Origin of the sequence: Dactylosporangium sp. NPDC049742 (genome assembly GCF_040674675.1) — a bacterium.
GTDB classification, from domain to species: domain Bacteria; phylum Actinomycetota; class Actinomycetes; order Mycobacteriales; family Micromonosporaceae; genus Dactylosporangium; species Dactylosporangium maewongense.
In genome coordinates, this window is sequence record NZ_JBFANF010000058.1 from 1 (window position 1) to 24,672 (window position 24,672).

The following is a 24,672-nucleotide window of genomic DNA, read 5'->3' on the forward strand; positions in this document are numbered from 1 at the left end:
GTGGTGGTCGCGAGCCGTGACGAGGTGCGGGACCCGGCGCTGTTGCGGGCGCTGGTGCGGTCGTCCGGGGCGACGGTGGTGCAGGGCACGCCGAGTCTGTGGCAGGCGCTGCTCGGCGACGACGCGTGGTCCGGTGTCAGGGTGCTGGTCGGCGGCGAGGCGCTGCCGGAAGGTCTGGCGCGGTCGCTGGCCGTCCGCGCGGCAGCGGTGGTGAACGTGTACGGGCCGACCGAGGCGACGATCTGGGCGACCGCGAAGGACGTGGACGGTGCCGGTCTGCTGGCGTCGATCGGTGCGCCGCTGCCGAACGTGCGCGCGTACGTGCTCGACGAGCGGCTGGCGCCCGCGCCGGTCGGCGTTGCCGGCGAGCTGTACCTGGCCGGTGTGCAGTTGGCCCGCGGGTACGTGGGTCGGGCGGGGTTGACGGCGGAGCGGTTCGTGGCGGATCCGTTCGAGGCCGGTGGCCGCCTATACCGCACGGGTGATGTGGTGCGGTGGGACGCGGCCGGTGAGCTGGTGTTCCTGGGCCGGGTCGACGAGCAGGTGAAGATCCGTGGTTTCCGGATCGAACCGGGTGAGATCGAGGCGGTCCTCACCGGTCATCCGCAGGTCGCTCAGGCCGCGGTGGTTGTCCGGGACGGGCGCCTGGTGGCGTACGTCGTGGGCGCGGCCGAAGGTGCGGCGTTGCGGGAGTACGCCGCGTCGCGGCTGCCGGAGTACATGGTGCCGGCCGTCGTGGTGACGCTGGACGCGTTGCCGCTGACGGCGAACCGGAAGCTGGACCGCAAGGCACTGCCCGCGCCGGACTTCTCGGCGCTCGCCGGGACCGGCCGCGGCTCCGCCAACGCCCGCGAGGAACTGCTGTGCCTGGCCTTCGCCGAGGTCCTCGGCCTCGACCAGGTCGGCGTCGACGACGACTTCTTCGCCCTCGGCGGCCACTCGCTGCTGGCGGTCCGCCTGGTCAGCCGGGTCCGCGCCGTGTTCGGCGTCGAACTGCCGCTGCGCGCGCTGTTCGAGGCCGCGACACCCGCCGGGCTCGCCGGACGCCTGCCGGGCGCGGCGGGCGCGCGGTCCGCGCTGGTCCCGCAGCCACGGCCCGAACGGCTGCCGCTGTCGTTCGCGCAGCAGCGGCTGTGGTTCATCGGCCAGCTGGAAGGCCCCAGCGCCACCTACAACGACCCGGTGACGCTGCGCCTGTCCGGCGACATCGACACCGCGGCGCTGGAAGCGGCGCTGCGCGACGTGATCGGCCGGCACGAGGTGCTGCGCACCGTGTTCCCGACGGCCGCCGACGGCCAGCCCCACCAGCAGGTGATCCCGATGGAGCGCCTCGACTGGCGGCTGCGCCTGCTGGACGTCGAACCGTCCGGGCTCGCCGCCGAGGTGGCCGCCGCGGCCGGGTACGCCTTCGACCTCGCGAACGAGATCCCGATCCGCGCGTCGCTGATCAGCTCCGGATCCGGCGCCCCGACACTGGTCGTGGTCGTGCACCACATCGCCAGCGACGGCTGGTCGATGGCGCCGCTGGCCGCCGACGTGTCCACCGCCTACGCCGCGAGGCTCGCCGGGCACGCGCCGGACTGGGCGCCGCTGCCGGTGCAGTACGCCGACTACACCCTCTGGCAGCGGGACCTGCTCGGCGACGACCAGGACCCGGACAGCCTCGTCGCGCGGCAGGTCGCCTACTGGCGGCAGGCGCTCGCCGGCTCCCCGGAGGAGCTGGCCCTGCCCGCGGACCGGCCACGGCCCGCCGTCGCCAGCCACCGCGGGCACCGGGCACCGGTCCTCGTCCCGGCGGACCTGCACGCCCGGCTGCTGCGGGTCGCCCGCGAGCAGGGCGTCACGACGTTCATGCTGCTGCAGGCCACGCTCGCGGTGCTGATGTCGAAGCTGGGCGCCGGCGCCGACATCCCGATCGGTTCCGCCATCGCCGGCCGTACCGACGAAGCGCTCGACGACCTGGTCGGCTCGTTCGTCAACACCCTGGTGATCCGCACCGACCTGACCGGTGACCCGGCCTTCACCGAGGTGCTCGCGCGGGTCCGCGAGACCGGGCTCGCCGGCTTCGAACATCAGGACGTCCCGTTCGAGCGGCTCGTCGAGGAGCTGGCACCGGCCCGCTCCCTGGCCCGCCACCCGCTGTTCCAGGTGCTGCTGACGCTGCAGAACAACACCGGCGCCGTCCTCGACCTGCCGGGCCTGACGGCGGAAGGGGCCGGGTCCGGCGGCCACGCGGCGGCGAAGTTCGACGTCGCCCTGATCGTCGGCGAGACGTTCGACGCGGACGGCGCACCGGCCGGGATCCGCGGCGGGCTCACCGGGTCGGCGGACCTGTTCGACGCGACGACCGTGGCGGCGATCGGGCGGCGGTGGGTGCGGGTCCTGGAAGCCGTCGCCGCCGAACCGTCGCTGCGGCTGTCCGGGATCAGCGTGCTGGACGAGGCCGAGTCGCAGCGGCTTCTCGTCGGCTGGAACGGGCCCACGGTCCCGGTGTCGGGCGACTCGGTCCCGGCGCTGATCGCCGCGTGGGCGCTGCGGTCGCCGGCCGCGGTCGCCGTCGTCGCCGACGGCGTCGAGGTGACGTACGGCGACCTCGACGCGCGGGCGAACCGGCTGGCCCGGCTCCTGGCCGGGTACGGCGTGGCCGCCGAGTCGGTGGTCGGCCTGTGCCTGCCGCGCGGCCTCGACATGATCGTCGGTCTCCTCGCCGTGTGGAAGGCCGGTGCGGCGTACCTGCCGCTGGACCCGGAGCTGCCGGTGGACCGGCTCGGGTTCATGGTCGCGGACGCGCGGGTGGCGGTGCTGCTCGGCACCGAGGACGTCCTCGACGAACTGCCCGCCGGACGCGTCCGGACGGTCGCGCTCGACGACCTGCGCGTGACGGCACAGCTGGCGTCGATGCCGAGCGACCCCGCGGACATGCCGATGTCGCCGGGTCAGCTGGTGTACGTGATGTACACGTCGGGTTCGACGGGGACGCCGAAGGGCGTCGGGGTGACGCACGGCGGCCTGCTGAACTATGTGGCGTCGGTGCCCGCGGCGGTGGGCTTGGCGGGGTCGGGCCGGTTCGCGGTGTTGCAGGGGCAGGTGACGGACCTCGGCAACACGGTGGTGTTCGGCGCCCTGGCCTCCGGCGGCACGTTGGTGGTGGTGCCGGAAGAACTGGTGACCGATCCGGTGAGGCTGAGCGCGTTCCTGAGCGAGCAGCGGGTCGACGGCGTGAAGGTGGTGCCGTCGCACCTCGCGGCGCTGGCCGCGGGCCCCGGCGGGCTGGACGCGGTCCTGCCCGGCCGGACCGTCGTGCTCGGTGGCGAGGCGGCGTCCCCTGACCTGGTCCGCGACCTCGTCGCCGTCAGGGAGGTGTTCAACCACTACGGGCCGACCGAGGCGACAGTCGGTGTCCTCACCACGCGGTTGGACGGCGACGGAGTGGTCCCGGTCGGGCGGCCGGTCGCGAACACGCGGGTCTACGTGCTGGACGAATGGCTGGCGCCGGTCCCGGTCGGCGTGGCCGGCGAGTTGTACGTCGCCGGGCCGCAACTGGCGCGCGGGTATGTGGGCCAGTCCGGTCTGACGGCATCGCGGTTCGTGGCCGACCCGTTCGACCCGGATGGCGGCCGGCTGTACCGGACCGGCGACCTGGTCCGCTGGACCGGCCCCGACGCCACCACCCGGATCCCGCGCCAGCGAACCGGATCTGAGCCGGGCGGCGGCACCTCCGGACAGCTGGTGTTCCTCGGCCGCGTCGACGACCAGGTGAAGATCCGCGGCTTCCGGATCGAGCCGGGCGAGGTACAGGCGGCGGTGCTGACCCACCCGCAGGTGGCCCAGGCGGCCGTGATCGCCCGGGACGACCCCGCCGGCGGGAAGCAGCTCGTCGCGTACGTCGTGCCGGCCGACGCCGACGACGTCACCGACCAGAGTCTGCCGGGCGCGGTCCGGCAGTTCCTGATGGGCCGGGTGCCGGAGTACATGGTGCCCGCCGCCGTGGTCGCCCTCGACGCCCTCCCACTGACCGGCAACGGCAAGCTCAACCGCAAGGCCCTCCCGGCGCCGCGCTTCGCGACCACCGCCGAGACCGGCCGCCCGCCGGCGAACGCCCGCGAGGAACTGCTCTGCCAGGCGTTCGCCGAGGTCCTCCGACTGGAGTCGGTCGGCGTCGACGACGACTTCTTCGACCTCGGCGGCCACTCCCTCCTCGCGGTCAAGCTGATCAGCCGCATCCGCACCCTGCTGCACATCGAGGTCGACATCCGCACGGTCTTCGAGACCCCGACGGTCGCCGGTCTGGCGGAGCACGCAGACAACCGAATGTCGACCCGGCCGGCGCTGCGGCCGATGCACGTCTCGGAGGAGTCCTGATGATCCCGTTGTCGTACGCGCAGCAGCGTCTGTGGTTCATCGGCCAGCTCGAAGGCCCGAGCGCCACGTACAACATCCCCACCGCCCTGCGGCTGTCCGGCCGGATCGACGTCGACGCGCTGGGCGCCGCGCTGCGCGACGTGCTCGGCCGGCACGCCGTGCTGCGCACCGTGTTCCCGACCGCGGACGGCCAGCCGTTCCAGCGGATCATCCCGCTGAAGGACCTGGACTGGTCGCTCACCGTCGTGGACGTCGACCCGGCGGACCTGCGGCAGGCCGTCGACGCCGCCGCCGGTCACGTGTTCGACCTGGCCCGCGAGGTGCCGATCCGCGCCTGGCTGATCTCCACCGGTCCGGACGAGCACGTCCTGACGGTCGTGACCCACCACATCGCCAGCGACGGCTGGTCGAAGGCGCTGCTGGCGCGGGACGTCTCCACCGCGTACGCCGCCCGCACCGAGGGCCACGCGCCGACCTGGGAGCCGCTGCCGGTCCAGTACGCCGACTACACCCTGTGGCAGCGGGAACTGCTCGGCGACGAGGAAGACCCCGGCAGCCTGATCTCCCGGCAGATCACGTACTGGCGCCAGGCGCTGGCCGACGCGCCGCAGGAACTGGTGCTGCCGACGGACCGGCCGCGCCCCGTGGTCGGCAGCCACCGCGGCCACCAGGTGCCGGTCGACGTGCCCGGGGACCTGCACGCGCGGCTCGCGTCGATCGCCCGGGCCAACGGCGTGACGATGTTCATGCTGCTGCAGAGCACCGTCGCCGTGCTCCTGTCCAAGCTCGGGGCCGGCAGCGACATCCCGATCGGCTCGGCAGTTGCGGGCCGCAACGACGACGCGCTGCACGACCTCGTCGGCTTCTTCGTCAACTCGCTCGTCGTCCGGACCGACGTGACCGGCGATCCGACGTTCGAGCAGCTGCTCGCCCGGGTCAAGAAGGCCGGCCTCGCCGCGCTCGCGCACCAGGACGTGCCGTTCGAGCGGCTCGTCGAGGAGCTCGCGCCGGCCCGTTCGCTCGCCCGGCACCCGCTGTTCCAGGTGATGCTCACCGTCCAGAACAACACCGCCGCCGTGCTGGAACTGCCGGGGCTGAGCGCGCGGAGCGTCGCACCGGACCACACGGCGGCGAAGTTCGACCTCGAGGTCACCGTGTCGGAGGTCCTCGACGCCGCCGGCGCCCCGGCCGGGCTCCGCAGCAGCGTCATCGGGTCGGCGGACCTGTTCGACGAGGCGTCGGTGGCGTCGATCGGCCGCCGGTGGGTACGGGTCCTGGAAGCCGTGGCGGCCGATCCGTCGCTGCCCCTGTCGGCGGTGTCGGTGCTGGACGACGCCGAGCTGCACCGGGTGCTGGTGGAGTGGAACGACACCGCTGTCCCGGTGGTGGCCTCGACGTTGCCGGCGTTGTTCGCGGTGCAGGTGGCGCGGACGCCGGATGCTGCTGCGTTGGTGTTCGAGGGTGTACCGGTGTCGTATGCCGAGCTGGACGACCGGGCGTCGCGGATGACCCGACTGTTGCTGGACCATGGCGTGGGTCCGGAGTCGGTGGTGGGTGTCCGGCTGCAGCGTGGTGTGGACATGGTGGTGGCGCTGCTGGGTGTGCTGAAGGCGGGGGCGGCGTACCTGCCGATCGACCCGGACCTGCCCGCTGAGCGGGTGGCGTTCATGACCGCGGACGCGGCCTACGTGGTGACGGCGGAGACGGACGCGTCCGGGTTGCCGCCGGTCGGTGATGTGCCGGTGCTGCCGGCGAACCCGGCGTACGTCATCTACACGTCGGGTTCGACAGGGCAGCCGAAGGGCGTGGTGGTGTCGCACGCGGGGATCGTGAACCGTCTGGTGTGGATGCAGGCTCGGTTCGGTTTGCAGCCGGGGGACCGTGTTCTGCACAAGACGCCGTTCGGGTTCGACGTGTCGGTGTGGGAGCTGTTCTGGCCGCTGATCCAGGGTGCGGTGATGGTGATCGCCCGCCCCGACGGTCACCGGGATCCGGCGTATGTCGCTGATCTGATCCGCGATGAGCGGGTGGACACGGTGCACTTCGTGCCGTCGATGCTGGAGGCATTCCTCGCGGCCCCAGAGGCCGGTTCGTGCGTGGGTCTGCGCCGGGTGGTGTGCTCCGGCGAGGCCCTCGGTGCGGCCGCGCGGGACAGGTTCTTCGAGGTGCTGCCCGGCACGGGGCTGTTCAACCTGTACGGCCCGACCGAGGCATCCGTCGACGTCACCGAGTTCGAAGTGGTGGCGGACGGTTCGGCGGTGGTGCCGATCGGCCGTCCGGTGTTCAACACCCGCACCTACGTCTTGGACGACCGGCTGGCTCCTGCGCCGGCTGGGGTCGCGGGCGAGTTGTATCTCGCCGGGGTCCAGCTGGCCCGCGGGTACAACAACCGTGCCGGGTTGACGGGGGAGCGGTTCGTCGCGGACCCGTTCGGCGACGGGGGTCGCCTGTACCGCACCGGCGACGTGGTGTGCTGGGACGCCGACGGCAATCTCGTGTACCTGGGCCGGGCCGACGACCAGGTGAAGATCCGTGGGTTCCGGATCGAGCCCGGCGAGGTCGAAGCGGTCCTGGCGCAGCACCCGGGCGTGCATCAGGTCGCGGTGGTCGCCCTGGATGGGCGCCTCGTGGCGTACGTCGTGGGCACCGTCGACAGTGGAGCGCTGCGGGAGTTCGCCGCGGCGCGGCTGCCCGAATACATGGTGCCCTCGGCCGTCGTGACGCTCGATGCGCTGCCGGTCACGGTGAACGGCAAGCTCGACCGCAAGGCCTTGCCCGCACCCGACTTCGCCGCGGCCGCCGGTGCTGGTCGTGGACCGGCCGACGCCCGCGAAGAGCTGCTGTGCCTCGCGTTCGCCGACGTCCTGGGCCTCGACGCCGTCGCCGCCGACGACAACTTCTTCACCCTCGGCGGGCACTCGCTCCTCGCCGTGCGTCTCGTGGAGTGGCTGCGGGTCCGGGGCGTGTCCGTGTCGGTGCGGATGCTGTTCCTCGCGCCCACCCCGGCCGGGCTCGCCGCCGCGGCCGCCAGCACCGCCGCCGTCGACGTGCCGGCGAACCTGATCCCGGCCGGCGCGCAGGCCATCACCCCGGACATGCTGCCGCTGATCGAGCTGACCCAGGCGGAGATCCAGGCCGTGGTCGACGCCGTCGACGGCGGCGCCGGCAACGTCGAGGACATCTACCCCCTGGCACCGCTGCAGGAAGGCATCCTGTTCCACCACCTGCTCGCCGGCGACGGCGGCGACGTGTACGTCGCGCCGTCGGTCGTCGAGTTCAGCGACCGGGACCGGCTGGACCGATTCGTCGCGGCGCTGCAGTCGGTGATCGACCGGCACGACGTGCTCCGCACCTCGGTCGTGTGGTCGGGGCTGCGGGAACCGGTGCAGGTGGTGTGGCGGACGGCCACCCTGCCCGTCACCGGGGTCGCCCTCCCCGCCGGCTCCGCCGACCCGACCGGCGACCTGGTCGCCGTGGTGGGCCTGTCGGTCGACCTGCGGCGGGCGCCGCTGCTGGACCTGCACGTCGCCGAGCTCGCCGACGGGCGGTGGCTCGGCCTGCTGCGCGGGCACCACCTCGTCCGGGACCACGTCGGGCTGGAGCTGACGCTGCGCGAGATCGAGGCGGTGCTGTCGGGCCGCGCCGGCGCCCTGCCCGAGCCGCCGCCGTTCCGCAACTTCGTCGCGCAGGCCAGGGCCAGCCTCGCCACCGGCGGCCACGAGGAGTTCTTCCGCGAGCAGCTGGCCGGCGTGGACGAGCCGACCGCGCCGTACGGGGTGACCGACGTCCGCGGCGACGGCTCCGGCATCGTGCGCGCCCGGGTCGCGCTGGACCCGAACCTGGTCCTGCGGCTCCGGCGCGCGGCCCGCGGGCTCGGCGCCAGCCCGGCAACGGTGATGCACGTGGCGCTGTCGCGGGTCCTCGCCGTGGTGTCCGGCCGTGACGACGTCGTGTTCGGCACCGTGCTCGTCGGGCGCATGAACGCCGGCACCGGATCGGACCGCGCGCCCGGCCTGTTCATCAACACGCTGCCCGTGCGCCTGTCCATCGGGGACAGCGACGTCGTCGCGGCGATCGGCGCGATGCGCGCCCAGCTGGCCGGGCTGCTGGAGCACGAGCACGCGCCGCTGTCGCTGGCCCGCCAGGCGAGCGCCGTCCCGGCGGACGAGCCGCTCTTCACCACGCTGTTCAACTACCGGCACCAGACCGGCGGCGGGCGCGCCGACACCGGTGACGCCGGCGGATTCGAAGGCATCCGGACCGTCTACACCCGCGACATCACCAACTACCCGCTGACCGTGATCGTCGACGAGCACGCCGGCGGGATCGACTTCGCCGTCGACGCGGTCGGGCCGATCGACCCGGAGTCCGTGGCCGGAATGCTCCGGACCGCCGTCGGCAACCTGGTGGGGGCCCTGGAGGACGGCCTCGACGGCGGCGGGCCGGCCCCGCTGTCCGCCGTGGACGTGCTCGACGCCGATGAGCTGGAGCAACTGCTGCGCCGGGGGAGCGACGCCGCCGACGGTCCCGCGGGCACCCTGCCGGAGCTGTTCGCGGCGCAGGTGGCGCGGACGCCGGACGCGCCGGCCATCGTCGGCGACGGTGTGACGCTCACCTACGCGGAGCTGGACGCCCGGGCAGGCCGCCTGGCGGGGTATCTGCGTGGCGCGGGTGTCGGCGCGGAGTCGGTGGTGGGTGTGTGCCTGCCGCGCGGGGTGGACATGGTGGTGGCGCTGCTGGCGGTGGTGCAGGCCGGCGGCGCCTATCTGCCGGTCGATCCCGAACTGCCGGTGGACCGGATCGCGTTCATGCTCGCCGACTCGCGCGCGGCGGTGCTGCTCGGGTTCGAGGACGTCCTGGACGAGCTGCCGGCGGGCCGGTTCCGGTCGGTGGCGCTCGACGACCGGCGGGTCGCGGCGGCGGTGGCGGGCTCGCCGGACGTCGTGCCGCCGGCGCTGCCGGATGCCGGGCAGGCCGCGTACGTGATGTACACGTCGGGTTCGACGGGCGTGCCGAAGGGTGTGGTGGTGCCGCACCGGGCCGTCGTGCGGCTGGTGTGCGGGGCGAACTACTTCAGCGTCGGCGCCGGCGACGTGGTGGGTCATCTGGCGTCGCCGTCGTTCGACGCGGCGACGTTCGAGATCTGGGGTGCGCTGCTCAACGGCGCGGCACTGGCGGTCGCTCCGGCGGGCGCGCTGTCGACGGCGGAGCTGGGGGCGTTCCTGGCCGAGCGGCGGGTCGGCACGCTGTGGCTGACGGCCGGCCTGTTCCATCAGGTCGTCGGTACCGACGTGCGGGCGCTGGCGCCGGTGCGGCAGCTCCTGGCGGGTGGTGACGTGCTGTCGCCGGCGGCGTGCGCGACGGTGCTGGAGCGGCTGCCGGACCTTCGCCTGCTGAACGGGTACGGGCCGACGGAGAACACCACGTTCACCGCCGTCCACGCGATCCGCGCCGAGGACGTCGCCGCAGGCGGCAGCGTGCCGATCGGGCCGCCGATCACCGGCACGCAGGTGTACGTGCTCGACCGCCGGCTCAGCCCGGTCCCGGTCGGCGTCGCCGGCGAGCTGTACGTGGCCGGCGCGGGCCTGGCCCGCGGCTATGCCGGGCGCGGCGCCCTGACCGGCGAACGGTTCGTCGCCGACCCCTTCGACGCCGCCGGCGGCCGCATGTACCGCACCGGCGACGTCGTCTCCTGGACCGCCACCGGCGAGCTGGCGTTCGTCGGCCGCGCCGACGAGCAGGTGAAGATCCGCGGGTTCCGGGTCGAGCCCGGCGAGATCGAGGCCGTGCTCACCGCGCACCCCCAGGTCGCGCAGGTCGCCGTCATCGCCCGCGAGGACACCACCGGCGACAAGCGGCTCGTCGCCTACGTCGTCCCCGTCGGCGGCGACACCGACGGGCTGCCCGCCACGCTCCGCGGGTTCGCCGGGTCGCGCCTGCCCGACTACATGGTGCCGGCCGCGGTGGTGATCCTCGGCGTGCTGCCGTTGACGGTCAACGGGAAGCTGGACCGCAAGGCCCTGCCCGCACCGGACTTCGCGGCGGCGGCCGGGACCGGCCGGCCCGCCGCCAACGTGCACGAGGAACTGCTGTGCCTCGCGTTCGCGGAGGTGCTGGAGCTCGACGCCGTCGGGGTCGACGACGACTTCTTCGCCCTCGGCGGGCACTCCCTGCTCGCCGTGCGCCTGATGAGCCGGGTCCGGGCGGTCTTCGGCGTCGAACTGTCGCTGCGCGCGCTGTTCGACGCGGCGACCCCGGCGGGACTGGCCGCGCTGCTGCCGGGAGCAGGGACGGCACGGGCGGCGCTCGTGCCGTGGGCCCGCCCCGAACGGCTGCCGCTGTCGTTCGCGCAGCAGCGGCTGTGGTTCCTCGCGCAGCTGGAAGGCCCGAGCGCGACGTACAACATCCCGATCGTGCTCCGCCTGTCCGGCGACATCGACCCGGTCGCGCTGAACGCGGCGTTCCGCGACGTGATCGGCCGGCACGAGGTGCTGCGCACCGTGTTCCCCACCGCGGACGGCGAGCCGTTCCAGCACGTACACCCCCTGGAGAAGCTGCACTGGCAGCTGGAGCGGGCCGACGTCGGATCGGCGGACCTGGACCGGGCGGTGGCGGCGGCGACCCGGCACCCGTTCGACCTGGCCACCGAGCCGCCGATCCGGGCGACCCTGCTCAACGGCGATGCCGGCGAGCGGGTCCTCGTGGTCGTGGTCCACCACATCGCCGGCGACGGCTGGTCGCGCGGCCCGCTGGCCCGCGACCTGTCGGCCGCCTACGCGGCCCGCACCGCCGGACGGGCGCCGGCCTGGGCGCCGCTGCCCGTGCAGTACGCCGACTACACCCTCTGGCAGCGGGACCTGCTCGGCGGCGAGGACGAGCCGGACAGCGTCATCCGGCGGCAGCTGGCGTACTGGCGGCAGGCGCTGACCGGCGTCCCGGAAGAGCTGGCGCTGCCCGCGGACCGGCGGCGGCCCGCGGTCGCCGGCCACCAGGGGCACACCGTCCCGCTCGACGTCGACGCGAGCCTCCACGCGCGCCTCGCCGACCTGGCCCGCGCCGAGGGCGTCACCGTCTTCATGCTCCTGCAGGCCGGTCTCGCGGTGCTGCTGTCCAAGCTGGGCGCCGGCACCGACATCCCGATCGGCGCGGCGGTGGCCGGACGCACCGACCAGGCGCTCGACGACCTGGTCGGCTTCTTCATCAACACCCTGGTGGTGCGGACCGACCTCGCCGGCGACCCCACGTTCGCCGAGCTGCTGACCCGCGTCCGGGACACGACGCTGGCCGGGTTCGAGCGCCAGGACGTGCCGTTCGAGCTGCTGGTCGAGGAGCTGGCCCCGGCCCGGTCCCTGGCCCGGCACCCGCTGTTCCAGGTGATGCTCACCGTGCAGAACACCGCCGGCGCGGTGCTGGACCTGCCGGGCATCGACGTCGACGGGTACACCGCACCCGGCTCGACGGGGCCGGCGGCGAAGTTCGACCTCGAGTGGAGCGTCGTCGAGACCTTCCACCCCGACGGTCGCGCCGCCGGGCTCCGAGGCGTCGTGACCGGCGCGGCCGACCTGTTCGACGCCGGCACGGTCGCGGCGCTGGCCGGCCGGTGGGTGCGGGTGCTCGAGGCGGTGGCCGCCGACCCGGCGGCCCCGATCTCCGCGGTGAACGTCCTCGATGCCAACGAGCTGCACCGGGTGCTGGTGGAGTGGAACGACACCGCTGTCCCGGTGGCGGCCTCGACGTTGCCGGCGTTGTTCGCGGCGCAGGTGGCGCGGACGCCGGATGCTCCTGCGTTGGTGTTCGAGGGTGTACCGGTGTCGTACGCCGAGCTGGACGACCGGGCGGCACGGATGGCCCGGCTGTTGCTGGACCGTGGCGTGGGTCCGGAGTCGGTGGTGGGTGTCCGGCTGCAGCGTGGTGTCGACATGGTGGTGGCGCTGCTGGGTGTGCTGAAGGCGGGTGCGGCGTACCTGCCGATCGACCCGGACCTGCCGGAGTCGCGGGTGGCGCTGATGACGGCCGGCGCGGCGTTCGTGGTGACGGAGGAGACGGACGCGTCCGGGTTGTCGCCGGCCGCGGATGTGCCGGTGTTGCCGGCGAACCCGGCGTACGTCATCTACACGTCGGGTTCGACGGGACTGCCCAAGGGCGTTGTCGTGTCGCACGCCGGCATCGTGAACCGTCTCGCGTGGATGCAGGCTCGGTTCGGCTTGCAGCCGGGCGATCGGGTGCTGCACAAGACGCCGTTCGGGTTCGACGTGTCGGTGTGGGAGTTGTTCTGGCCGCTGATCCAGGGCGCCGTCATGGTGATCGCCCGCCCGGACGGTCACCGGGATCCGGCGTACGTGGCCGGGCTGATCCGCGAGCAGCGGGTGGACACGGTGCACTTCGTGCCGTCGATGCTGGACGCGTTCCTGGCGACGCCGGACGCGGCCGCCTGCACCGGACTGCGGCGGGTGGTGTGCTCCGGTGAGGCACTCGGCGTGGCGGCGCGGGACCGGTTCGCCCAGGTGCTGACCGGCGCCGGGCTGTTCAACCTGTACGGCCCGACCGAGGCCTCCGTCGACGTCACCGAGTTCGAGGTGGTCGCGGACGGGTCTCCGGTGGTGCCGATCGGCAAGCCGGTCTTCAACACCCGCACCTACGTCCTGGACGACCGGCTCGCACCGGTCCCGGCGGGTGTGGCCGGGGAGCTGTACCTGGCCGGTGTCCAGCTGGCTCGTGGCTACCGGGACCGCGCGGCGCTGACGAGCGAGCGGTTCGTCGCCGACCCGTTCGACGACGGTGGCCGCCTGTACCGCACCGGCGACGTCGTCCGGTGGAGCGCCGACGGCAACCTGGTCTACCTCGGCCGCTCGGACGAGCAGGTGAAGATCCGCGGGTTCCGGATCGAGCCTGGCGAGGTCGAAGCGGTCCTTGCCGCGCACCCAGATGTGCGGCAGGTCGCGGTGCTGGCCCTGGACGGGCGGCTCGTGGCGTACATCGTGGGCACCGTCGACAGTGGAGCGCTGCGGGACTTCGCCGGGTCGCGGCTGCCGGAGTACATGGTGCCCGCGGCCGTCGTGGCACTGGACGCGTTGCCGGTCACCGCGAACGGCAAGCTCGACCGCAAGGCGCTGCCGGCGCCCTCCTTCCTCGCGGGAGCCGGCCGCGGCCCCGGCAACGCGCGTGAAGAGGTGCTGTGCCTGGGGTTCGCCGAGGTGCTCGGCCTCGACCACGTCGGGGTCGACGACGACTTCTTCGCGCTCGGCGGCCACTCGCTGCTGGCGGTGCGGCTGGTGGAGTGGCTGCGGGCGCGTGGGTTGTCGGTGCCGGTGCGGGCGTTGTTCGTCTCGCCGACGCCGGCGGCGCTGGCGGCCGCCGCCGGCGGGGTGACGGTGGCGGTGCCGGCGAACCTGATCCCCGACGGCGCGCAAGAGATCACCCCGGAGATGCTGCCGCTGGTCGACCTGTCCGAGGCCGAGCTGCAGGCGGTGATCGGTGCTGTCGAAGGTGGCGCCGCGAACGTGGCGGACGTGTACCCGCTGGCGCCGCTGCAGGAAGGGATCTTCTTCCACCACGTCCTGGCGGACGGCGGTGAGGACGCGTATGTGACGCCGTTCGTGCTGGAGTTCGCCGACCGTGACCGGTTGGACGCGTTCGTGGCCGGCCTGCGGTGGGTCGTCGGCCGGCACGATGTGTTCCGGACGTCGGTGGTGTGGGCCGGGTTGCGGGAGCCGGTGCAGGTGGTGTGGCGGTCGGTGACGCTGCCGGTGACGGAGGTACGGCTGTCGGGGACCGGTGATGCGGCTGCGGAGCTGCTGTCGACGGTCGGGTTGTCGATGGATCTCGGCCGGGCGCCGCTGCTGGATGTCCATGTCGCGGAGGCCGACGGCCGCTGGCTGGGGCTGGTGCGGGTGCATCACCTGGTGCAGGACCACACGGCGCTGGAGGTGGTGTCGGCGGAGATCGCCGCGGTGCTCGCGGGCAACGCCGACGGTCTGCCGGAGCCGGTGTCGTTCCGGGGGTTCGTGGCGCAGGCGCGGGCGGAGCTCGCCGCCGGGGTGCACGAGGAGTACTTCCGGGACCTGCTCGCCGGGGTGGTGGAGCCGTCGGTGGCGTTCGGGGTCGGCGACGTCCGCGGCGACGGGTCCGGTGTGGTGCGCGCCGGGCTGCGCCTGGACCAGGACATGGTGGCCCGGCTGCGGGAGGTCGCCCGCCGGCTGGGCGTGACGCCGGCGACGGTGCTGCACGTGGCGTGGTCACGCGTCCTGGGTGTCGTGTCCGGGCGGGACGACGTCGTGTTCGGGACGGTGCTGTTCGGCCGGATGGGAGCCGGCGCCGACCGGGTGCCGGGGCTGTTCATCAACACGCTGCCGGTGCGGGTGGACACCGGCCGGCAGGACGCGGTCGCGGCCGTCCGGGGCATGCGGTCGCAGCTGGCGGGCCTGCTGGAGCATGAGCACGCGCCGCTGGCACTGGTCCAGCGGGTCAGCGACATGCCCGGTGACGTGCCGCTGTTCACGACACTTGTCAACTACCGGCACAACGGCGGCGGCGCAGGGCACGGCGGCGTGGAGGGTGTGCGGACCGTCTTCGCGCGCGAGCGGACGAACTACCCACTGACCGTGTCGGTGGACGACGACGGCGCCGGCCTGGGCCTGGCCGTGGACGCCGTCGGTCCGATCGACCCGCACGCGGTCGCCGCCATGCTGCAGACCACGCTTGCCGCGCTGGTGTCGGCGCTGGAGGCGGACGCACGGGTGCCGTTGACCGCGCTGCCGGTGCTGGACGACAGGCAACGGGACCAGATCGCGGTCGAGTGGAACGCCGGCACGCTCGACGTCGCCGCCGTGACGCTGCCATCGCTGTTCGCGGCGCAGGTCGCCCGGGACGCGGATGCGGTCGCGGTGGTCTGTGACGGGGTGTCGGTGTCGTACGGGGAGCTGGATGCCCGGTCGAACCGGTTGGCGCGGCGGTTGGCGGGTCAGGGGGTCGGTCCGGAGTCGGTGGTGGCGGTGCGTCTGCCGCGTGGTGTGGATCTGATCGTGGCGTTGCTGGCGGTGTGGAAGGCGGGTGGTGCGTATCTGCCGGTGGAGCCGGGCCTGCCGGAGGACCGGGTGGCGTTCATGCTCGCGGATGCGGGCGCGGTGTGTGTGGTGACGGATGTGGAGGCGGATGAGCCGTCGGGTCCGGTCGAGGCCACGGGTTTGGTGGGGTCGCATCCGGCGTACGTGATGTACACGTCGGGGTCGACGGGCACGCCGAAGGGTGTGGTGGTCACCCACGCGAACGTTGTGGAGTTGTTCGCGGCGGCGCGCAGCGAGTTCGACTTCGGTGCGGGTGATGTGTGGACGTGGTTCCATTCGTTCGCGTTCGACTTCTCGGTGTGGGAGCTGTGGGGCGCCCTGCTGCACGGTGGTCGGGTTGTGGTGGTGCCGTTCGACGTGTCGCGGTCGCCGGAGCTGTTCCGGGACCTGCTGGAGCGCGAGCGGGTGACGATGTTGAGCCAGACCCCGTCGGCGTTCTACCAGCTCGCGGCAGCGGGCAGGGTGGGTAGCTCGCTGCGGTGGGTCGTGTTCGGCGGCGAGGCGCTCGAACTGGGCCGGCTGGCGGGCTGGTGGCAGGACGGCGGCGGTCCGCGTCTGGTCAACATGTACGGGATCACCGAGACCACCGTCCACGTGACGTTCCGCGCGCTGCGACCGGGTGAGACCGGCGCGAGCGCGATCGGCCGGCCCCTCGCCGGGTTGCGGGCGTACGTGCTGGACGACCGGCTGGAGCTGGTGCCGCCGGGCGTCGCCGGTGAGCTGTACGTCGCCGGCGGTCAGTTGGCGCGCGGGTATCTGCAGCGGCGCGGGCTGACGGCGACCCGGTTCGTCGCGGATCCGTTCGGCCAGGGCCGCCTGTACCGGACCGGTGACGTCGTGCGGTGGACCAACGATGGTGAGCTGGTCTACCTGGGTCGGGCCGACGAGCAGGTGAAGGTCCGCGGGTTCCGGATCGAGCTCGGCGAGATCGAGGCGGTGCTCAGCCAGCACCCGGGTGTCGAGCAGGTCGCGGTCATCGCCCGTGACGACCGGCTCGTGGCATACGTGGTCGGTGCGGTGGACGGTCCGGCGCTGCGGGAGTTCGCGGCGTCGCGGCTTCCGGAGTACATGGTGCCCGCCGCCGTCGTGTCGCTCGACGTGCTGCCGTTGACGGTGAACGGGAAGCTGGACCGCAAGGCGTTGCCGGAACCCTCCTACGTCGCCGGGACGGGCCGGGGACCGGCCAACGTCCGGGAAGAGTTGCTGTGCCAGGCGTTCGCCGAGGTCCTCGGCCTCGACGCGGTCGGGGTCGACGACGACTTCTTCGCCCTCGGCGGCCACTCGCTGCTGGCCGTCCGGCTCGTCGAATGGCTGCGGACCCGGGGTGTCACGGTGCCGGTGCGCAGGCTGTTCGACGCTCCGACCCCGGCCGGGCTGGCCGCGGGCGCGGGTGCGGTCGCCGCCGAGGTGCCGGCGAACCGGATCCCGGCCGGCGCGCAGCGCATCACCCCCGAGATGCTGCCCCTCGCCGACCTGACCGAGGCGGAGATCCGGGCCGTCGTCGGCACGGTCGACGGCGGCGCGGCCAACGTGGCGGACATCTACCCGCTCGCGCCGCTGCAGGAAGGCATGCTGTTCCACCACCTGCTCGCCGACGGCGGCGACGACGTGTACGCCGTGTCCCGCGTCTTCGAGCTGCCGGACCGCGCCGCCGTGGACGGGTTCGTCGCCGCGTTGCAGCAGGTCGTCGACCGGCACGACATCTTCCGGACGTCGTTCGCCTGGTCGCGGCTGCGGGAGCCCGTGCAGGTCGTGTGGCGGTCGGCGACCGTGCCGTTCACCGAGGTCACCCTCGATGGCGGCGCCGAGGACCCGGCGGCGCTCGTGGCCGTGGTCGGCTCCTCGATGGACCTCGGCCGCGCGCCGCTGGTGGACGTCCACGCGGCGCCGCTGGCCGGCGGCCCGTGGCTGGCGATGGTGCGCATCCACCACCTGGTGCACGACCACACCGCGGCGGCCCTGGTCTACGACGAGGTCCGCGCGATCCTGGCCGGGCGGACCGCCGAGCTGGCGGCGCCGCTGCCCTTCCGCAACTTCGTCGCCCAGGCCCGGGCCAGCCTCGCCGGCGGCGACCACGAGCGGCACTTCCGGGACCTGCTGGCCGGCGTCGACGGGCCGACCGTGGCGTTCGGTGTCGCGGACGTGCGCGGCGACGGCTCGTCCGTCGTCACCGTCCACGCCGACGTCGACGCCGGCCTCGGCGCGCGGCTGCGCGAGGTGGCCCGGCGGCTCGGCGCCAGCCCCGCGACCGTCATGCACGTGGCCTGGTCCCGCGTCCTCGCTGTGGTCGCCGCCCGCGACGACGTCGTGTTCGGCACGCTGATGTTCGGCCGCATGCACGCCGGCGCCGGCGCCGACCGGGTGCCGGGCCTGTTCATCAACACGCTGCCGGTGCGGGTCCGCACCGGCGACCTCGACGTCGCCGCCGCCGTCACCGCCATGCGCGGCCAGCTGGCCGGGCTGCTCGAACACGAGCACACCCCGCTGGCCGTCGCCCAGCGGGCGAGCACCGCACCGGCCGACGCCCCGCTGCTCACGACCCTGTTCAACTACCGGCACCACACCCGGTCCGAGCGCCGCGACGACCAGGACAACGGCGTCCGGCACCGGCTGCTCGTCGAGCGGACCAGCTACCCGCTGTCGATGGCCGTCGACGACATCGGCGACGGCTTCGGGCTCGTCGTCGACGCCGTCGCGCCGATCGACCCGGACGCGGTGGCCAGGATGATGGCCTCGGCGGTCACCGGCCTGGTGTCGGCGCTGGAGGACGACCTCGACACCGGCGCTCGGACGCCGCTGTCAGCGGTGCAGGTGCTGGACGCCCCCGCCCTGGACCAGGTCGTGCACGACTGGAACGACACCGCGGCTCCGGTGCCTGACGCAACGGTGCTGGACCTCTTCCGGGCACAGGCGCTGCGGACCCCGGACGCGCCCGCGGTGCTGTGCGACGGCGTCACGTTGTCCTATGCGGAGCTGGACGCCCGCTCGGATGGCGTTGCCCGCGCGCTGGTCGACCAGGGTGTCGGTGCCGAGTCGCTGGTGGGATTGAGCCTGCCGCGCAGCACCGACATGGTGGTGGCGGTGCTGGGCGTGTGGAAGGCCGGCGGCGCGTACGTGCCGATCGACCCGGACTACCCGGCGGACCGTATTGCGTTCATCGTCGAGGATGCGGCGCCGGTGTGTGTACTGACGGAGCTTCCGTCCTCCGATGGGCCACTGCCACCGGTGTCGACGCAGGGCGCGCAGCTGGCGTACGTGATCTACACGTCGGGTTCTACCGGCGTGCCGAAGGGCGTCGGTGTCTCGCACGCGGCGCTGGCGAACGCGGCGGCGGTGTTCACGCCGGTCTTCGACGCCCGTCCGGGCGCTGGGGTGCTGCAGTTCGCGTCGTTCAGCTTCGACGCGTCGGTGCTGGACCTCGCGGTCGCATTGACGTCGGGTGCGCGGCTGGTGGTCGCGTCGTCGGCGGAGCGGACTGACACGGCCCTGTTGCGTGACCTGGTCGCCACGACCGGCGTCGAGATCACCAGTGTGGTGCCGAGCCTGCTGGAGGTTCTCGCCCCGCAGGATCTGGCGCCGGTGCGGCGGCTGGTGGTCGGCTCGGAGGCGATCTCGGCCCGGCAGGCGCAGCTGTGGTCCGCGGACCGCGTGCTGGTGAACACGTACGGCCCGACCGAGGCGGCCGTGATGGTCGCCGCCGGCGAGGTCGACGGCGACAAGACCGTTGTGCCGTTCGGGCGGCCGACGGGCAACAGCCGCATGTACGTCCTCGACGGCAGGCTCCAGCCGGTGCCGGTCGGCGTGGTCGGTGATCTGTATCTGGCCGGTGCCCAGCTGGCCCGCGGATACGTGAACCGGGCGGGGTTGACGGCGGAGCGGTTCGTCGCCGACCCGTTCGGCGATGGTGGCCGGTTGTACCGGACCGGTGATGTGGTGCGGTGGACCGGCGACGGTGACCTCGTGTTCGTCGGCCGCGCGGATGAGCAGGTGAAGATCCGCGGGTTCCGGATCGAGCCCGGCGAGATCGCCGCCGTGCTGACCGAACACCCTGACGTGTCGCAGGCCGCGGTGATCGCCCGTGACGAGCGCCTGGTCGCCTACGTCGTCGGAGGGGCCGAAGCTGCGGCGTTGCGGGAGTTCGTGGCGACGCGGCTGCCGGAGTACATGGTGCCCGCGGCCGTCGTCGTCCTGGACGCGCTGCCGCTGTCGCCGAACGGCAAGCTGGACCGCAAGGCGCTGCCCGCGCCGTCCTTCGCCGCGGGAACGGGCCGCGCGCCGGGCAGCGTGCAGGAAGAGCTGCTGTGCCAGGCGTTCGCCGAGATCCTCGGCGTCGACACGGTCAGCGTCGACGCCGACTTCTTCGCCCTCGGCGGGCACTCGCTGCTCGCCGTCCGGCTCGTCAGCCGGGTCCGGGCGGTGTTCGCCGTCGAGCTGCCGCTGCGGGCGCTGTTCGAAGCGCCGACACCGGCAGGGCTCGCCGCCCGGCTGTCCGGCGCGTACGCGGCCCGCACGGCGCTGACGCCGTGGGCGCGGCCCGACCGGCTGCCGCTGTCCTACGCCCAGCAGCGGCTGTGGTTCATCCGGCAGCTGGACGGCCCCAGCGCGCTGTACAACATCACGCTCGGCCTTCGGCTGTCCGGCGACGTCGACCCGGTGGCCCTCAACGCGGCGCTGCGGGACGTCATCGGCCGCCACGAGGTGCTGCGCACCATCTTCCCGACGGTCGACGGCCGGCCGGTCCAGCAGATCATCCCCATCGACGAGCTCGACTGGCAGCTCCAGGAGACCGACACCCCGGCGGCGGCGCGGCACCACTTCGACCTGGCGACCGAGGTGCCGATCCGGGCCTGGCTCTGCGCCGACGGCCCCGGCGAGCACGTGCTGGTGGTGATCCTGCACCACATCGCCGGTGACGGCTGGTCGACCGGCCCCCTCGCCACGGACGTGTCGGCGGCCTACGCGGCCCGCCTCGATGGCACCGCCCCCGCGTGGGAGCCGCTGCCGGTGCAGTACGCCGACTACACGCTGTGGCAGCGGGAGCTGCTCGGCGACGAGTCCGACCCGGACAGCCTGATCTCCCGGCAGGTCGCCTACTGGCGGCAGGCCCTGGCCGACGCCCCGGAAGAGCTCGCGCTGCCCGCCGACCGGCCGCGCCCGCCGGTCGCCGGCGACCGGGCGCACTCCGTGCCGGTGCGGGTCGAACCCGACCTGCACGCGAGGCTGCGGGCGGTCGCCCGTGCCGAAGGCGTGACGATGTTCATGCTGCTCCAGGCGTCGCTCGGGGTGCTGCTGTCCAAGCTGGGCGCCGGCACGGACATCCCGATCGGAGCGGCGGTCGCGGGCCGTACCGACGAAGCCCTCGACAACCTCGTCGGGTTCTTCGTCAACACGCTCGTGATGCGCACCGACCTGACCGGAGACCCGACCTTCACCGAACTGCTCGCCCGGGTCCGGGAGACGTCCCTCGCGGGGCTCGAACATCAGGACGTGCCGTTCGAGCGGCTCGTCGAGGAGCTGTCCCCGACCCGGTCGCTGGCGCGCAACCCGCTCTTCCAGGTCATGCTGACGGTGCAGAACACCGCGGGCGCCGTCCTGGACCTGCCCGGGGTCGACGCCGTCGGGCCGGCCGCCGTGGCGGGCGCGACGCCGTCGGCGATGTTCGACCTAGACCTCGCCGTCTCGGAGGTCGGCGCGGAGCTGCGGGGCGCGCTGACGGGCTCGGCGGACCTGTTCGACGCCGGCACCGTCGCCGCACTCGCGGAGCGCTGGATCCGGGTGCTGGAGGCCGTCGCGGCGGACCCGGCCGTCGCACTGTCCGAAGTGGACGTGCTCGACGCCGGCGAGCGGCAGCGGCTGCTGGTCGGCTGGAACGACACCACGGTCGACGCGCCGGCCGCGACGCTGCCGGGGCTGTTCGCGGCGCAGGCGGCGCGGGTGCCGGACGCGACGGCGGTGGTGTTCGAGGGCGAGTCCGTGTCGTACGCGGAGCTGGACGCACGGTCGGCCCGGGTGGCGGCGCACCTGCGCGGCCTGGGCGCCGGCGCCGAGTCGGTGGTGGCGGTGCGGCTGCCGCGGGGCGTCGACCTGGTGGTCGCGGTGCTGGGCGTGGTGCGGGCGGGCGCGGCGTTCCTGCCGATCGACGTGGACCTGCCGGAGGAGCGGGTGGCGTTCATGCTCGCCGACGCGGGCGCGGTCTGCGTCCTGTCCGATGTGGATGGTCCGGCCGGTGCCGGCGCTCCCGCCGAGGTCCTGCCGGACGGTGCCGCGTACGTGCTGTACACGTCGGGATCGACGGGCACGCCGAAGGGTGTCGTGGTGCCGCACGCCGCGGTTGTGAACACGCTGCGGTGGCTGATCGACGCGTACGGTCTCAGCGACTCGGACCGGACGCTGTTCAAGACGCCGGTCGGGTTCGACGTGTCGGTGGAGGAAGTGTTCCTGCCGCTGGTGCTGGGCGCGACGATGGTGGTGGCGCGGCCGGGCGGTCACCGCGATCCGGAGTACCTCGCCTCGCTGATCCGGGAGCAGTCGGTGACGGTCGCGGAGTTCGTGCCGGCGATGCTGCGGGCGCTGCTGGACGAGCCGTCGGTGGCCGGGTGCGGGTCGCTGCGGCACGTGCTCAGCGGCGGCGAGGAGCTGACCGCGGCGCTGCGGGACCGGTGCCTGGCGGTCCTGCCCGGCGCCAGGCTGTACAACACCTACGGCCCGACGGAGACGGCGGTCACGGCCACGTCGGCGGAGTGCGCCGCCGGCGACACCGCGGCGCTGGTGCCGATCGGTGTGCCGATGGCGAACGTGCGGGCGTACGTGCTGGACGACCGGCTGGCGCCGGTCCCGGCGGGCGTCGCGGGGGAGCTGTACCTGGCCGGGGCGCAGCTGGCCCGCGGATACGTGGGCCGGGCGGCGCTGACGGCGGAGCGGTTCGTCGCGGACCCGTTCGGCCCCGGACGGTTGTACCGCACCGGCGACCTGGTGCGGTGGACGGCCGATGGGCAGCTGGTGTTCCTCGGCCGGGTCGACCAGCAGGTGAAGCTGCGCGGGTTCCGCATCGAGCTCGGCGAGGTCGAGGCTGTGCTGTCGGCGCACCCGCAGGTGAACCGGGTCGCCGTCGTGCTCCGCGAGGAGCGCCTCGTCGCATACGTCGTCGGGACCGTGGACGGCGCGGCACTGCGCGGGTTCGCGGGCGCGCGGCTGCCGGAGTACATGATGCCCGGCGCGATCGTGCCGATGGACGCGCTGCCGCTGACGGCGAACGGCAAGCTCGACCGGCGGGCCCTGCCCGCACCGGACTTCGCCGGGCTGGCCGGCTCCGGCCGTGGGCCGGGCAGCCTGCAGGAGTCGCTGCTGTGCCTCGCCTTCGCCGAGGTCCTCGGACTGGACACGGTCGGCGCCGACGACAGCTTCTTCGGCCTGGGCGGGCACTCGCTGCTGGCGGTGCGCCTGGTCAGCCAGGTGCGGGTCCTGTTCGGGGTCGAGCTGCCGCTGCGCGCCGTGTTCGAGGCGCCGACGCCGGCCGCGCTGGCCGGCCGGCTGCCGGGCGTGAGCGAGGTCCGGGCGCCGCTGGTGCCGCAGGTCCGCCCGGCGCGGCTGCCGCTGTCGTACGCCCAGCAGCGCCTCTGGTTCCTCTGGCAGCTCGACGGCGGCAACGCGACCTACAACATCTCGGAGGTGATGCGCCTCTCCGGTGCCGTGGACGCCGACGCCCTGAACGGGGCCCTGCGGGACGTGATCGGCCGGCACGAGGTGCTGCGCACCGTGTTCCCGACCGTCGACGGCGAGCCGTTCCAGCAGGTGATCCCGGCCGAGGACCTGACCTGGCAGCTGCAGGTGGTCGAGGTCCCGGAAGAGCGGCTGTCCGACACCGTGACGGCGGTGGCGCGGCACGCCTTCGACCTCGCCGGCGAGGCGCCGATCCGCGCGTCGCTGATCGGCACCGGCACGGACGAACGGGTCCTGGTCATCGTGGTGCACCACATCGCGGGCGACGGCTGGTCCGCGGGCGTGCTGGCCGCCGACGTGTCGACCGCCTACAAGGCGCGCCTGGCTGGCGAGGCGCCGGTCTGGGAGCCGCTGCCGGTGCAGTACGCGGACTACACGCTGTGGCAGCGGGAGCTGCTCGGCGACGAGTCCGACCCGGACAGCCTCATCTCCCGGCAGGTCAGCTACTGGCGGCAGGCGCTCGCGGGCCTGCCGGAGGAGCTGCCGCTGCCGGTGGACCGGCCCCGCCCGGTGGCGTCCTCCCACCGTGGACACCGGGTGCCGTGCTCGGTGCCGGCGGAGGTGCACGGCCGGTTGCGTGAGGTGGTGCGTGAGCATGGCGTGACGATGTTCATGGTGGTGCAGGCGTCCCTGGCGATGGCGTTGTCGCGGTTGGGTGCGGGTGTGGATGTGCCGATCGGTGCGGCGACCGCGGGCCGTACGGATCAGGCGTTGGATGATCTTGTCGGGTTCTTCGTCAACAGTCTGGTGATGCGCACGGACCTGTCTGGGGATCCGACGTTCACCGAGGTGCTCGCCCGGGTGCGGGAGACGTCGCTGGCGGGGTTTGAGCGTCAGGATGTGCCGTTCGATCGGTTGGTGGAGGTGTTGGCGCCGTCGCGGTTGCCGTCGCGGCATCCGTTGTTCCAGGTGATGCTGACCGTGCAGAACAATGCCGGTGCGGTGCTGGATCTGCCGGGGGTGGCGGTCGGTGGGCACGCCTCAGCGGTGGAGGCGGTGTCGGCGGCTCGGTTCGATCTGGATCTGAACATCGGTGAGGTGTTCGACGGTCGTGGTGGCGCCGCTGGGATGCGGGGCGCGCTGACGGGTTCGGCGGACCTGTTCGATGAGAGCACGGTCGCGGCGATCGCACGCCGGTGGATGCGGGTGCTGGAGTCGGTGCTGGCCGACCCGACGCTTCGACTGTCGCAGGTGGACTTCTGGGACGGCGGCGAGCTCGACCGGGTGCTGACCGGGTGGAACGACACCACCCTGGACGTGCCGCGGGCCGGGCTGCCGGCGCTGTTCGCGGCGCAGGTCGCGCGCACGCCCGACGCCATCGCGGTGATCGGCGACGGGGTGTCCCTGTCGTACGCCGAGCTGGACGCGCGGTCCAACCGGCTCGCTCGGTACCTGACGGGCCTCGGCATCGGGGCGGAGTCGGTGGTCGGCGTCTGCCTGCCGCGGGGCGCGGACCTGGTGGTGGCGCTGCTGGCAGTGGTCAAGGCCGGCGGCGCCTACCTGCCGATCGACCCCGGCTCGCCGGTCG

At 73.6% G+C, this 24,672-nt stretch carries 2 protein-coding genes (1 of these 2 only partly in view); both read left to right on the forward strand.

The features are described from left to right. Positions 1-4,362 (forward strand): amino acid adenylation domain-containing protein (locus tag AB0J72_RS44995; RefSeq protein ID WP_363411506.1); only part of this gene is annotated, 4,362 nt, incomplete at its 5' end. Continuing rightward, on the forward strand, positions 4,362-24,672 hold the 5' portion of the coding sequence (locus AB0J72_RS45000; protein ID WP_363411508.1) for a non-ribosomal peptide synthase/polyketide synthase. Its footprint extends 1,502 nt past the window's final position; the window shows 20,311 of its 21,813 coding nt (coding positions 1-20,311); the start codon lies at positions 4,362-4,364; its stop codon lies off the right edge, out of view. The genes AB0J72_RS44995 and AB0J72_RS45000, both read left to right, overlap by 1 nt.